Source organism: Nitratireductor sp. PBL-C9 (assembly GCF_050877045.1).
GTDB lineage: Bacteria > Pseudomonadota > Alphaproteobacteria > Rhizobiales > Rhizobiaceae > Nitratireductor > Nitratireductor aquimarinus.
The window spans coordinates 272,239-286,253 of sequence record NZ_JBPAXW010000005.1 but is presented as its reverse complement, the minus strand read 5'-3'; the positions used below and the strand labels follow the sequence as shown (position 1 = coordinate 286,253).

Annotated in this window: 11 protein-coding genes; 6 read left to right on the top strand and 5 right to left on the bottom strand. The window is 62.4% G+C overall.

The window, feature by feature from the left end:
* Window positions 1-13: 13 nt before the first annotated feature.
* Both ilvD and ACRTG1_RS13040 read left to right on the top strand, forming a co-directional pair.
* Window positions 14-1,738, top strand: a complete 1,725-nt coding sequence (gene ilvD / locus ACRTG1_RS13045) for a dihydroxy-acid dehydratase (protein ID WP_206546373.1) — start codon at window positions 14-16, stop codon at window positions 1,736-1,738.
* Window positions 1,725-2,528, top strand: a complete 804-nt coding sequence (locus ACRTG1_RS13040; protein WP_113155487.1) for a tetratricopeptide repeat protein — start codon at window positions 1,725-1,727, stop codon at window positions 2,526-2,528. Before ilvD ends, ACRTG1_RS13040 begins: the two co-directional genes overlap by 14 nt.
* 19 nt (window positions 2,529-2,547) lie before the next feature.
* Here the strand turns inward: ACRTG1_RS13040 and ACRTG1_RS13035 are convergent, their stop codons facing one another.
* The 3 genes from ACRTG1_RS13035 to ACRTG1_RS13025 form a co-directional block, all read right to left on the bottom strand.
* On the bottom strand, window positions 2,548-2,835 hold the full coding sequence (locus ACRTG1_RS13035) for a hypothetical protein (protein WP_432516238.1): 288 nt from the start codon (window positions 2,833-2,835) through the stop codon (window positions 2,548-2,550).
* A 97-nt stretch (window positions 2,836-2,932) separates the two neighbouring features.
* Window positions 2,933-3,724, bottom strand: coding sequence for an exodeoxyribonuclease III (gene xth / locus ACRTG1_RS13030; protein ID WP_432516237.1), 792 nt, complete (start codon window positions 3,722-3,724; stop codon window positions 2,933-2,935).
* A 95-nt stretch (window positions 3,725-3,819) separates the two neighbouring features.
* Window positions 3,820-4,887 (bottom strand): polysaccharide deacetylase family protein, encoded by a 1,068-nt coding sequence (locus ACRTG1_RS13025; protein WP_432516236.1) that lies wholly within the window; start codon window positions 4,885-4,887, stop codon window positions 3,820-3,822.
* A gap of 269 nt (window positions 4,888-5,156) precedes the next feature.
* Between ACRTG1_RS13025 and ACRTG1_RS13020 the strand changes: the two genes are divergently transcribed.
* Complete coding sequence (locus ACRTG1_RS13020; protein WP_420506326.1) at window positions 5,157-6,536, top strand: uracil-xanthine permease family protein; 1,380 nt, start codon at window positions 5,157-5,159, stop codon at window positions 6,534-6,536.
* 60 nt (window positions 6,537-6,596) lie between these two features.
* Here the strand turns inward: ACRTG1_RS13020 and ACRTG1_RS13015 are convergent, their stop codons facing one another.
* Window positions 6,597-7,037 carry a cupin domain-containing protein gene (locus tag ACRTG1_RS13015; protein WP_224873587.1) on the bottom strand — a complete coding sequence of 147 codons (441 nt, stop codon included), beginning with the start codon at window positions 7,035-7,037 and terminating at the stop codon, window positions 6,597-6,599.
* Between the two features lie 200 nt (window positions 7,038-7,237).
* Complete coding sequence (gene erpA / locus ACRTG1_RS13010) at window positions 7,238-7,588, bottom strand: iron-sulfur cluster insertion protein ErpA (protein WP_206546368.1); 351 nt, start codon at window positions 7,586-7,588, stop codon at window positions 7,238-7,240.
* 170 nt (window positions 7,589-7,758) lie between these two features.
* Here erpA and ACRTG1_RS13005 point away from each other — a divergent pair, with 170 nt between their 5' ends.
* The 3 genes from ACRTG1_RS13005 to ACRTG1_RS12995 all read left to right on the top strand — a co-directional run bounded on the left by ACRTG1_RS13005 (window position 7,759) and on the right by ACRTG1_RS12995 (window position 13,969).
* The gene (locus ACRTG1_RS13005) at window positions 7,759-8,979 is read left to right on the top strand and encodes a deoxyguanosinetriphosphate triphosphohydrolase (protein ID WP_206552316.1); all 1,221 of its coding nucleotides are present in this window, start codon (window positions 7,759-7,761) and stop codon (window positions 8,977-8,979) included.
* Window positions 8,980-9,046: 67 nt separating this feature from the next.
* Window positions 9,047-10,804, top strand: a complete 1,758-nt coding sequence (gene argS / locus ACRTG1_RS13000; protein WP_299935267.1) for an arginine--tRNA ligase — start codon at window positions 9,047-9,049, stop codon at window positions 10,802-10,804.
* 111 nt (window positions 10,805-10,915) lie between these two features.
* Window positions 10,916-13,969 (top strand): SPOR domain-containing protein, encoded by a 3,054-nt coding sequence (locus ACRTG1_RS12995; protein WP_432516235.1) that lies wholly within the window; start codon window positions 10,916-10,918, stop codon window positions 13,967-13,969.
* Window positions 13,970-14,015 lie beyond the last annotated feature (46 nt).

Below are 14,015 nucleotides of genomic sequence, written 5' to 3'. Positions count from 1 at the left end.
GGATGGGGTAGTTATGGACGCTAAAGCAATTTCGAAAGACAAACTTCCAAGCCGATACGTGACGGTGGGCCCGGCAAAGGCGCCGCATCGCTCCTATCTTTACGCCATGGGGCTTTCGGAGGACGAGATCGCGCAGCCGCTCGTGGGTGTTGCCACCTGCTGGAACGAGGCAGCGCCGTGCAACATTTCGCTTATGCGCCAGGCGCAGGTGGTCAAGAAGGGCGTTGCAGCCGCCCATGGCACGCCGCGCGAATTCACCACCATCACCGTGACCGACGGCATCGCCATGGGCCACCAGGGCATGAAGTCGTCGCTGGTGTCGCGTGAGGTCATCGCGGACTCGGTCGAGCTGACCATGCGCGGCCATTGCTATGACGCGATCGTGGGCCTCGCCGGCTGCGACAAGTCGCTGCCGGGCATGATGATGGCGATGGTGCGCCTCAACGTGCCGTCCGTCTTCATCTATGGCGGTTCGATCCTTCCCGGCAATTACCGTGGTCGCCAGATCACCGTTCAGGACGTGTTCGAGGCCGTGGGCCAGCACTCCGTCGGCTCGATCTCCGACGCCGACCTGACCGAAATCGAGCAGGCGGCCTGCCCGTCGGCCGGTTCCTGTGGCGCGCAGTTCACCGCCAACACCATGGCGACGGTTGCCGAGGCCATCGGCCTGGCGCTGCCTTATTCCTGCGGTGCGCCGGCTCCCTACGAGATGCGTGACCGGTTCAACTACGCGGCAGGCGAAAAGGTGATGGAACTCATCGCCAAGCAGATCCGCCCGCGCGACATCGTTACCCGCAAGGCGCTGGAGAACGCCGCTGCCGTGGTTGCCGCTTCGGGCGGTTCGACCAACGCCGCGCTGCACCTGCCGGCGATTGCCAACGAGGTCGGCATCGACTTCACGCTGTTTGACGTTGCCGAGATCTTCAAGAAGACCCCGTACATTGCCGACCTGAAGCCGGGCGGCAAATACGTGGCCAAGGACATGTTCGAGGCCGGCGGTATTCCGCTCCTCATGAAGACGCTTCTGGAGCATGGCTTCTTACACGGTGATTGCATGACGGTGACTGGCCGCACAATTGCCGAAAACATGGAGCATGTTCCGTGGAATGAAGAACAGGACGTCGTTCGTTCGGCGGATAACCCCATCACGAAGACCGGCGGTGTGGTTGGCCTCAGGGGCAATCTGGCTCCGGAAGGTGCAATCGTGAAGGTCGCCGGCATGAAGAATCTGGAGTTCACGGGCCCGGCGCGCTGCTTCGATTCCGAAGAGGAATGCTTCGCAGCCGTTCAGAACCGGAACTACAAGGAAGGCGAAGTGCTCGTCATCCGTTATGAAGGCCCGAAGGGCGGACCCGGCATGCGCGAGATGCTTGCCACCACGGCCGCACTTTACGGTCAGGGCATGGGCGACAAGGTTGCGCTCATCACCGATGGCCGTTTCTCCGGCGCAACGCGCGGCTTCTGCATCGGCCATGTCGGGCCTGAGGCTGCGGTCGGTGGACCGATCGGTCTGCTGAAGGATGGCGACATGATCACGATCAATGCCGTTGACGGCACGATCGACGTGGCGCTCAGCGATGAAGAACTCGCAGAGCGCGCCAAGGATTGGAAACCGCGTGAGACAGACTATCAGTCGGGCGCGATCTGGAAGTATGCCCAGACGGTTGGTCCGGCTCGCGATGGCGCGGTGACCCATCCCGGGGCTAAGAAAGAAACGCACTGTTATGCGGATATTTGAAGCAGGGAAAACAGCTGTTCTTGCCGGCCTGGTAGCGTCCTTCGTGGCGCTACCGGGAGCCGCTTACGCGCTCGACGAGAACGCCGTGATCCAGGAGCCGGAGAAGCGCAGCCCGTGGGCCGTGTTCCGCTTCGGCTTCTCTGCCTACAAGCGCGGCGAAAAGCAGGAAGCCGTCGAGGCCTACCGCTACGCCGCTGAAAACGGTCAGGTCGGCGCGCGCTGGAAACTGGCGCGCATGTATGCCGAAGGCGATGGCGTTGCGCGCAACGACTACGAAGCCTTCAAGTTCTTCTCTGCGGTTGCGCAGCAGGAAGTGCGTCCGGGCAGCCCCGACGAGACCTACATTTCCGATGCGCTTGTGGCGCTTGGCAAATATCTCAAGGCTGGTATTCCCGACAGCCCGATCCGCGCCAATCCGCTGGCCGCGCAGGAACATTTCATGCGTGCGGCTGCGACCTATCGCAATTCCGAGGCGCAGTATCAGGTCGGCAGAATGTTCCTGAACGGCGAGGGCGTTGCACAGAGCGTGCAGCAGGCCGCCCGCTGGTTCCAGCTGGCTGCTGAAAAGGGCCATTCCGGCGCGCAGGCGATGCTCGGACACATCCTGTTCGAGAGCGGGCGCGTGGTGAAGGGGCTGGCGATGATGACCGCTGCGCTCGACCATGCCGCACCAAACGATGTGGGCTGGATCCGCGGTATGCAGGAGCAGGCCTTTGCGCTGGCCGGCGAATCGGATCGCCGCACGGCAATCGCACTGGCGCATGATCTGCGCGAAAACGGCTTCGACTGAAGCATGAAACCCGGCGGGGCTATTTCCCGCTGGTTGCGGCGCTGAGCCGCGTGGCTGTCGGATAAGACAGTTTCTCTGGAAGCCTTGCCGTCTCAACGCAGGGGCGATCCAGAACCTTCCATGAAGAATTGTTGAGCACCATCTCGCAGCGCGCGAGGCGCGGGCCGTCCGGCATTGCCAGACAGGCCGTTTCGCCCTGCGCGAAGGTCTTGCCATTGGCGCGGCACGCACATTCGGGCGCAGCAGATGCTGCGACCGGCAGGCAGAGTGTTGTCGCCAGTGCGACGACCGGGAAGGACCAGAACATGCCCATAACCCGCAAATGATAGCACGCAAGCGCGGCGCGGGCCATCAAGCGGCTTTGAGGGGCAGCACCCCAAGGGGCAGGATACGGGGCGTTTGCCTCAGGCGGGGTTGAGCTTCAGATCGACAACGACCGGCACGTGATCGGAGGGCTTCTCCCAGCCGCGCGTGTGCTTTTCCACCGTGACGGTCCCCAGATGGTCTGCGGCCTCTGGCGACAGCATCAGGTGATCGATGCGGATGCCGTTGTTCTTCTGCCAGGAGCCACCCTGATAATCCCAGAATGTGTAGACGCCGGTTTGATCATTGACGGCGCGCAGTGCGTCTGTGAAGCCGAGTGCGCCGAGACGACGGAAGGCCTGGCGGCTTTCGGGCCTGAACAGGGCGTCACCCACCCAGGCGTCCGGGTTTTTCGCATCTTCGGGCTCGGGAATGACGTTGTAGTCGCCGGCAAGAACGAGCGGCTCTTCGAGTTTCAGGCGCTCTGCGCTCCAGCGCTCGAGCCGCTCCATCCAGCCAAGTTTGTAAGGGAATTTCTCGGTGTCGACGGGGTTGCCGTTTGGCAGGTAGAGCGACACGACCCTGAGAACGCCCTTGTCGGTGGAGAAGACACCTTCGATGAAGCGGGCCTGTTCGTCGCTGTCATCGCCGGGCAGGCGGCGGTTGACCTCGTCGAAAGGCAGTTTGGAAAGAATGGCGACGCCGTTAAAGCCCTTCTGGCCATGGGTCTCGACATTGTAGCCGAGCGCCTCGATGGCCTCGCGCGGGAACAGTTCGTCGACGGATTTGATCTCCTGCAGGCAGGCGATGTCCGGGCTGGACTCGCTGAGCCAGTGCAGCAGATTGTCGATGCGCGCCTTGACGCCGTTGATGTTCCAGGTAGCGATCTTCATGGGGGCCCTTCCACAGCTCAACCTCTTCTTAGGTTGGACGGGAAGGGGCCGCAACCGCCTTGTGCAGGATACTGACAGCCCATGCCTTGCGCGCCCTATTGCGCGGCCGGGCTGCCTCGCAGGCGGAAGGGCAGACCGGAGAGAAGCGCCTCGACATAGCGGCGGCGCTGATAGAACCCGTTGAGCGAGACGCGGGGCAGGGCTGCGAGCGCGTCGCGTGCGCCGGGCAAGAGCAGGCCGGGCTGCGTGGTGACCGCAGCGGCAAAGCCCGCCTGTTCCACGGCGGCGATTTCGCGTGCACCCACGGCGGACGGATAGCCATAGGGATAGGCGAAGGTCGTGGGAGAAACGCCCACATAGCCGCGAAGCTTCGAGGCGGAGGCGGAAAGCTCTTGATGGAGGCGGGCGTCGTTGACCTTGCGCAAATTGGCGTGGGTCAGCGTGTGCGCGCCGAAACGGGCAAGTGGATCGCCTGCAAGATCGGCAAGCTCTTCCGCGCTCATGGTGAGGCGTTCGGTGATCTCCAGCGGATTGACGCCATGGGCCAGCGCAAGATCGTCCAGCAGCGCGATTGCCGCGTCTTCGTCCTGCGCATCCGTCACGAGATCCGACAGCCGGTCAAACAGGGCGATCTTGGCCATGCGGGTGCCGGCGCTCACGCGCCCATCGACGCCGATGCGTGCGAGGTCGACCGTTTCGCAGCACATGGTGATTTCCTGCGCCGTCTTCCACCAGATCGAGCGGCTGCGCTCGATGAAGCCCGAGGTGATGAAGATCGTGTAGGGAATGCCGTGACGCTGGAACACGGGCGCGGCAAAGCGGGCATTGTCGCGATAACCGTCATCGAGCGTGAAAGAAACATAGCGGCGTGTGTCGCTCTCGTCGGCCAGGCGTTCGGGCAGGTCTTCGAGCGCGATGGGGGTGAGCCCCTGTGCGCGCGCGGCGTTGATCGCTTCTTCAAGAAAAGCGGGCGTGATGCTGAGCCACGCATTGGGCGTCCAGCCTGGCGGCGTCTGCGGATCCACGTGATGCAGGGCGAAGATGACGCCGCGTGCCGGCGTTTTCGATGGCAGGCCTGTCCTGAGGGCAATGGCTGAACCTTCCAGGCCAGCCCGGATCAACGCGTAGCGAGCGGATCTCTTGAGGGCTTGGAGTGGCAGCATCAGGCGTTCGGCGTCTTTCCGCGGGCTGGCATTGATTTTGAACGGTGGGACCGGGCTCATGTGAGCCCGGTCCGGTCAGGGCTGGGAACAAGGCGATCCAAACAGAAAAAGCTGAAGAATTTCCTTCGCGAAAAGCTTCAATGCTGCGGACGCTTACTGTTTGAATCCGTGTCTGTCTTTCAAAAAATTATAGATAGTTGCGCGCCCCATTGTGCCCGATGATTTCAAGAAAAGATTTCAGAAAATCTGAAACACAACCGGGGAACGAAATGACACAGACAATGGAGCGCGCCGGCGATGCTTTATCGCGGGCCGATTTGAGCAATCCAGATTATACGCCACCGCTGATGCAGGCGGTGCCGCTGGGCATTCAGCATGTGCTGGCGATGTTCGTTTCGAACGTCACGCCGGCCATTATCGTGGCGGGAGCGGCCGGTTTCGGTTTTGGCTCCAACTCGCCCGATTTTCCGAATTTGATCTACATGATCCAGATGGCGATGCTGTTTGCGGGCATCGCGACGCTGTTTCAGACAATTGGCATGGGCCCGGTGGGCGCAAGGCTGCCGATCGTGCAGGGCACGAGCTTCGCCTTTCTGCCGGTGATGATCCCGGTCGTGGCCGGGCAGGGCGTGGCCGCCATGGGCGCACTGATGGGCGGTGTCGTGATCGGTGGCATTTTCCACTTCTTCCTGGGCAGCTTTGTCGGACGCCTGCGCTTTGCGCTGCCGCCGCTGGTGACCGGTCTGATCGTTCTCATGATCGGCCTGTCGCTCATTCAGGTGGGCATCCAGTATTCGGCAGGCGGTGTGCCGCTGATCGGCAAGCCGGAATATGGCAGCCTTCAGAACTGGAGCGTGGCGCTGGTCGTGGTTGTCGTGACGCTTCTGCTAAAATTCTTCGCGCGCGGCATGTGGTCGATTGCAGCCGTGCTTCTGGGCCTCATCGCCGGCTATGTGGTCGCGCTCGCCATGGGGATGGTGAGCTTCTCCAATGTTGGCAATGCATCCTGGATGGCCGTTCCCGTTCCCTTCAAATGGGGCTTTGAACTGGCTGCGCCCGCAATCATCGGCATGTGCTTCATGGCGGTCATCTCGGCCATCGAGACCGTGGGGGACGTGTCGGGCATCACCAAGGGGGGTGCGGGCCGTGAGGCGACGGAGAAGGAAATCTCCGGTGCGACCTATGCGGATGGTCTTGGAACGGCCATTGGCGGCATTTTCGGCGGTCTGCCGAACACCTCGTTCAGCCAGAATGTCGGCCTGATCTCGATGACGGGCGTGATGAGCCGGCATGTGGTGACCTGCGGCGCGGTCTTCCTGATTGTCTGCGGTCTGATCCCCAAGGTGGGCGCAATCATCTCGACCGTGCCGATCACGGTGCTGGGTGGCGGCGTGATCGTGATGTTCGGCATGGTTGCGGCAGCGGGCATCAACATGCTTTCGGAAGTGAACTGGAACCGCCGCAACATGGTGATCTTCGCCGTGTCGCTTTCGGTCGGGCTCGGGCTTCAGATGGAGCCGGCAGCACTCCAGCACCTGCCGAAGACGGCGCAGATCCTGCTGACCTCCGGCCTGTTGCCGGCGGCATTCCTGGCCATCGTCCTTAACCTGATCCTGCCTGAAGAGGTCGGGGGCGAGAACGAAGCGTAAGCCGCACGCGTCTTCGGGGGCTTGCTCCCGAAGACGCAAAATGGTCGGGGCCGCGCGCTGTCAGGGGCGGATGACGGGCGGCGTTTCTGCGTTGCCGATGAAGACGGCGAGAATGCGGGCCGGCTTGTCGCCCACCACGCGGCCATTGTGCCAGGTGTTGAGCGCTTCGATGAAGCTGTCGCCGGCCTTGAAGGTCTTCTCTTCCTCGCCTTCGTACTGAATGGCGAGTTCACCTTCCAGAATGTGACCGAACAGGGGAACCGTGTGCATGTGACGCCCGGTTTCCTCGCCCGGCATCAGCGTGACCACGACCGCTTTCAGCTCGGCCTCGCCATTCGGGTAGATGAGCTTCTGATCAAGGATGGTGCTCTTCGTGTCGAGGAGCGGCTGGACCCGCTGATAATCAGCCTTCGGAGCCTGATCGTCGGCGCGGGCGGGCGTGTGCATTGACGCCAGCAATGCGGGGAGCACGAGAAGCCCCGCCATATCTCGTCTGTTCATGAAATAACCTTTTAAAACAAATATATAGTTGAATAAAAATGCCTCATTGAGGCGGCCGCCCTTGTAGCGGGTTCAGCCGCTGCGTCAATCGGGTTCTGGCTGTGACAGAGCGCCCACGGAAAGAATGCGCCGGAAAATGCGCACGAAAAAAAAGCGCCGCACAGGGGGCGCGACGCTTTTTTCTGAAAGGGATTTTTGGATCAGATGGAGAAACTGGTTCCGCAGCCGCAGGAGGCGACGGCGTTCGGGTTTCTGATCTGGAAGGACTGGCCGATCAGGTCGTCGACAAAATCGATCACCGAGCCGCCCATATAGACCAGCGAGAGATCGTCGATCAGGACGGTGGCTCCGTCCCGCTCGATGGCGTGGTCGTCCTCATTGCGCTCACCGACCAGGTCGAATGCATAGGAGAAACCGGAGCAGCCGCCGCCCTCGACGGACACGCGCAGGGCGATCTTGCCCGGCTCGTCCTTGAGGATGCTGGTAATGCGCCGGGCCGCAGCCTCGGTCAGTTCAACGCTCTTCATTTCCGTTCCCGCGTCCATGCCCATGGTGGTTGTCCTGACGGTCACCTTGCGTTCGTGTTCATGGAATAGGTATGAAGCCGCAGGCGGCAAGTCAACCTGAGCAACGCAGTCGGGTTTGTCCGAGTGGTGCAGTTGGGGTTGAAACAGCAACAGCGGCAGGCCTGAAACGGTCTGCCCCAACGGTGTGGCGGATCATGCACAGTGAACAGGGTTTGCGGGACATCGGCTTCGGGTATCGGCCAAGGGCGGTTTACGCCACGGACCCGGCGGCCTCGCGGGGGCGGCTTTTTCCAGAACCGGAAAGCCCGACACGAACGCCTTTTCAGCGCGACCGCGACAGGATCATCCATTCGACCGCTTTTCGCCGCCTGAAGCACAAGACGCAGGTTTTCATCGCCCATGAGGGCGACCATTACCGCACGCGGCTGACCCATTCCATCGAGGTGGCGCAGATCGCCCGTGCTCTGGCGCGGGCGCTGTGCTGTGACGAGGATCTGGCGGAAGCCATCGCGCTGGTTCACGATTTCGGCCACACGCCATTCGGCCATACGGGCGAAGATGCGCTCGACGAATGCATGGCGCGCTGGGGCGGGTTTGATCACAACGCACAGTCGCTGCGGATCGTGACGGAACTTGAGAACCGCTATGCCGAGTTCGACGGGTTGAACCTTTCCTGGGAAACGCTGGAAGGGCTGGTGAAGCACAATGGCCCGCTGATGGATGCACAGGGCAGGGGGCTCGAGGGGCCGGTGCCGCAGCCCATTCTGGATTATGTGGCGCGGCACGATCTGGAGCTGGCGCGCTATGCGGGCATCGAGGCCCAGTGCGCGGCCATTGCCGACGACATTGCCTATAACGCCCATGACATCGATGACGGTCTGCGCTCGGGCCTGCTCACGCTCGACATGATGGCGGGCGTTGGCCTGCCGGGAAGAATTCTGAGCGCGGTTGAGGAACGCTATCCCGATCTCGATCCGGTGCGGCGCGGGCATGAGCTGATGCGCCGGCAGATCACGGTGATGGTCGAGGATGTGATCGTGGCGTCAAGGCAGCGTCTGGAAGAACTGAAGCCCGCGAATGCGGACGATGTGCACGATGCGGGACAGACGATTGTGGCCTTCTCCGACGGCATGGCGGCGGATGAAAAGGAGCTGAAGCGCTTCCTTTACGCCAATCTCTACCGGCATGAGACGGTTGTGGCGGTGCGGGCCAATGCCGACCGCATCGTGAAGGACCTGTTCGACGCCTATTTCGACAATCCACGCCAAATGCCTGAGGGCTGGCGCGAGGGGCTGGATGTGGCACAAGACGCTGAAAAGGCGCGGCATGTGGCCGATTTTCTGGCCGGCATGACCGACACCTACGCGGTGAAGGAACATCGACGTCTGTTTGACCAGACTCCTGAATTGAGCTAGTGCCAACCGCAATTCCGCCACCGGGCGGACGGTACCTTTCAACCGAACCTTTTTCAGGACATCGTCCATGAACATTTTCGCCGATTTTTCGGATCGGGTCGCAAAGACCATTGAAGCCCTTGGCCTGCAGGCCAGCAACGGTGAGCCGCTTGACCTTTCGCGCGTCGCCGTGGAGCCGCCGCGAGACGCCAGCCATGGCGATGTGGCGACCAATGCAGCCATGGTGCTGGCGAAGGCCGTTGGCGACAATCCGCGCGCGCTGGGCGAGAAGATCGCCAAGGCGTTCGAGGCCGATCCGGATGTGGCGGTTGCCTCCGTGGCCGGTCCCGGCTTCGTGAACCTGAAGCTGAGCGACAGCTTCTGGCAGGCGCGGCTTGGCGAAATGCTCGACCTGGGCACGAATTATGGCCGTTCGCAGCTCGGCAGGGGCGAGAAGGTGAACGTGGAATATGTGTCGGCCAACCCGACCGGCCCGATGCATGTGGGCCATTGCCGCGGCGCGGTGGTTGGCGATGCGCTGGCCAATCTGCTCGATTTCGCCGGTTATGACGTGGTGCGCGAGTACTACATCAACGATGCGGGCGTGCAGATCGACGTGCTCGGCCAGTCGGTCATGGTGCGCTACCGCGAGGCCCTTGGCGAGAACATCGGCGAAATCCCCGCAGGTCTCTATCCGGGCGATTACCTGAAGCCGGTCGGCAAGGCGCTGGCGGACGAATATGGCACCCGGCTTCTGGAAATGCCGTCCGCAGACGCGATGGCGATCGTCAAGGACAGGACGGTCGAGAGCATGATGCAGATGATCCGCGACGATCTCGCCGCGCTGAACATCCGCCACGACGTGTTCTTCTCCGAACGTTCGCTGCATGAGGGCAATGGCGGGGCGATCCGTTCCGCGATCAACGATCTGACCATGAAGGGCCATGTCTACAAGGGCAAGCTGCCGCCGCCGAAGGGGCAGAAGCCGGAAGACTGGGAAGACCGCGAGCAGACCCTGTTCCGCTCCACCGAAGTGGGCGATGACATCGACCGTCCGTTGATGAAGTCGGATGGCAGCTTCACCTATTTTGCCGCCGACGTGGCCTATATGAAGGACAAGTTGGATCGTGGCTTCGAGCATATGATCTATGTGCTGGGCGCTGATCACAGCGGTTATGTGAAGCGGCTTCAGGCCGTGGCGCGGGCGCTGGCCGAAGACAAGGTGGAGCTGACGGTGCTGCTTTGCCAGCTCGTGAAGCTGTTCCGTGGCGGCGAGCCGGTGCGCATGTCCAAGCGGGCAGGCGAGTTCGTGACCCTGCGCGAGGCGGTGGACGAGGTCGGGCGTGATCCGATCCGTTTCATGATGCTCTATCGCAAGAACGATGCGCCGCTCGACTTCGACTTCCAGAAGGTGACCGAGCAGTCCAAGGACAATCCGGTCTTTTACGTGCAGTATGCATCTGCGCGCAGCCACTCGGCTTTCCGCCAGGCGAGCGAGCAGCTGGGCATTGCGGAATTCGGTCGCGAGGAGATGAAGGCGCAGCTTTCGAAGCTTTCCGACGAGGGCGAAATGGCGCTTGTACGCAAGCTCGCCGAGTACCCGCGTCTGGTCGAAAGTGCAGCCCAGGCGATGGAGCCGCACAGGCTGGCATTCTACCTCTACGACCTGGCGAGCCTCTTCCACGCTCAGTGGAATCGCGGCAGCGAGACAGACGACTTACGTTTTGTTAAGGTTAACGATCCAGAATTGACCTACGCCAGACTGGGTCTGGTGCAGGCAGTTCGTGATGTACTCACATCCGGACTTGCGTTGATCGGGGCCGAGGCGCCTTCAGAGATGCGCTAATCTCATCCCGAAAGGGGTGCGATCGTCTGTCACCTTTTGCCCACATTGCGCTGGTACCCGACAATTGTATGACGTCGCGGGCGTCTACCGAGTGTGAGTGCGGAAAAAGGTATGGCAGATCATAGCCCGAACCAACGTGCGGATAGCGCCGTTTTTGCTGATGATGACCCGTTTGCGGAACTGACCCGCATTATGGGGCATGATCCACGGCGCGCCGAGGATTCTGGCAATGCAGCAGGGCAGGAGGGCGATGATCTCGCCCTCGAGCTTGAGAACGAGCTGCTGGGCGACCTGGCGGAGTTTTCCGACGAGGTTCGCGAAGAACCGGCCGAAGACCTCAGCCGTCCGGAAATGCAGACGCAGGACTGGCGCTTCGAAGCGCCGCCAGCGGCTGAAGAGCCCGGAGCGATGGAGCAGGAGCCCGAAGTGGATCTTGCCTCCGACATGGCAAATGAACTCGACGAGACCTTTGCGGCGAGCTTTGAGAGCGAAATGCGCCTCGAGCCCGTGGAGGAAGCCGTGTCGGCAGACGTTTCCGCTTCCCCGGCCGCATCCATGGCAGAGCCTGAACCGTCGTTTGAACCTTCCATGGAGCGCGAGCCGGTGGCCGCTGCTCAGGAGCCGGGGCAGGTTTCGCAGCACGATGCGTTTGCAGCGCCCGAGGCTCCCGAGGCCCGTCAGGGCCATGAAGCGCCTCCGGCTTTTGACCCGCACGATATCGAACAGCATTTTTCCGAGTTCGACATTGATGCGAGCGCCCGTGAGTTTGCGTCCTTCGCTGCGGAAGAGCAGCAGCCCATCGAGGAAAGCGCGCCGGAGCCAGCCGAGGAGCCGGTCGTAACGTTCGATGAGAGCGATTTTGCACAGCTCGACAATGACCTTGAAGCTTCGCTTGCAGCCGACAACTGGCAGGTGAGCGACGTATCCGCTCAGCCGGTCGAATCAGACGCGGCCGATACGCGTTACGTGCACGCACAGCCCCTGCACACACAGTCCATGCACTCCCAGCCCATGGTCACGCAACCCATGAACGTGCAGCCAGAGCAGACGGTCGAGACCGACATCACGTCTTCCGCCACTCCCACTGGAGCGGGCGTTGAGGACGAGGACATGTTCCCGGAGCCCGACGCCTGGGCAAGCATGCCTTCTGAGGACACGGATACGGCGGATGCCGTTGCCGGGGATGTTCCATCGACATTCTCCGAAATCGACGTGCCGCCAGCCACCGACATTTCGGCGGCTCTTGCCGACGCCGTTCGGGTTTCGGGCGGTGCGGATCCCTATCTTTCGCCTCAGGCCTTCGCAAATTCCGTTGCGCAGGGGGCTGAAAAGTCTGGTACTGTCGATGCAGACATGGCCGGCGATGACCATGATTTTGCGGCCAGTCTCGAACAGCAACTGGCTGCGGGGGCTCTTGCGGAAGAGGAGGTGGCGGAACCCGTCATGGAGCCGCAGAGAGAACCGACCCCCGAAACGAGCTTCGACTGGGGTGATCTTGATTTTGGAGCGCCCGAGGCCCTCCAGTCTGTCGAGACGCATGAGCCAGTCGCGCCCGAGGCAACCGAGACCACACCGGCATCGTCCATTCCGTTCTGGCAGCAGCCTGAAGAGCCGCAGCCGAATGTGAGCTATGGTGGCGGCAGCGAAGCCAGCACGCCGTTCATCGATACGGTCGATGTTCCCGGCAATGAGCGCGTTCCCGTTACCGATTCCGCCCACATCCCGGAATTCGTGAGCGAGCCGGAGCATGCGCCGGCAGCCGAGGCGGATGATCTGGAACTGGCGCTGGCGCGTGCTTTCGGCGATAGCGAGAGCCTGCCCGAGCGTGCAGAGACCAGAAGCGCGGCCGAGGAAACGCCGGCATCGTCCATTCCCAGAGACGCCTATGCCGCAGCTGCCCTTGAGGGCGATGAGCCGCGGCGTCCGCAGGACGATTTCGACTTCGAGACGGCCTTTGCCGACAGCTTTGCCGAAACCGGCGAGTTCGACGATGATTTCGCTGCGGGCAGGGATGCCGGTGCGGCGGTTTCCGGTCGTGCGGAAGCTGCGGATGGATTTGCCCCGGCCATGACGCCCTGGGACGAGCCCGTCGACGAATTTACGCCGGCAGAACAGGCGGCAGCGCCCGCAGCGGCAGCTGCTGCGGCTGCGGCCTCGCGCTCCAACCCGCTCAAGAGCCGTCGCAACACGCTGATCGCGGCTGCGGTTGGTGGTGTCGCCGTGGTTGGCGCGATTGCCTTCTTCGCACTGGGATCCGGTGGCGGCGATGACAACACGGCCCCGGCGGTGGTTCGCGCGGACAATGACCCGGTCAAGGTGAAGCCTGAAAACCCGGGCGGCCAGCAGGTCCCCAATCAGGACAATCAGGTCTATCAGCGTGTGACCGGTGGTGAGACGGACAGCGATCCCGCGCAGGAGCGCCTGGTGTCCACGGCAGAGGAGCCCGTCGAGGTTCCGCTTGCCGCACCGAAGTCGGAAGAACGTCTTGATCCGAATGCAGGTGACACCGCAGCGCCGACCAGTGAGCCGGTGACGGCAATGACCCCGCGCCGCGTGCGCACCATGGTGGTTCGTCCCGACGGAACGATTGTTCCGCGCGAGCCGGAAGCTCCGGTGCAGACGGCGACGGAAACGGCGGGCGCGCCTGCTGCGACCGGCAATGCACAAGAGGTTGCGCCTGACGCAAGGCTGGCGGCAGCCGGTGAGAATGCGCCTGTTTCCGGCACAGCCCAGACGGGTGCCGGCGAAACGGCCGCCGCCCCGAATGTGCAGGCGCCGGTGCCGACATCGCGGCCTGCAGCGCCGGCGGCGCCGCAGCAGCCAGCTGCACAGCAGCAGTCTTCGCAGGTGGCCGCAGCCCCGAGCCAGCCGACGCAGCCTGTCGCACAGGCTCCGGCTCCCGCACCGGTAACCACCGGTACGGATGGCTGGTCGGTGCAGATTTCTTCGCAGCCGACCGTGGAAGCGGCGCAAAAATCCTATCAGGACATGGCGCAGCGCTACGGGAACCTGCTGACCGGCAAGGGCGTGAACATCGTCAAGGCGGAGATCGCAGGGAAGGGCACTTACTATCGTGTGCGCATTCCTTCTTCTTCGAAGGACGATGCAATCCGTCTCTGCTCGCAGCTGAAATCGGCTGGCGGAAGCTGCTTCGTCTCGAAGTAGGTTTCGCAGACACTCCAGTCAAAACCGCCGCCATTGCGCGGCGGTT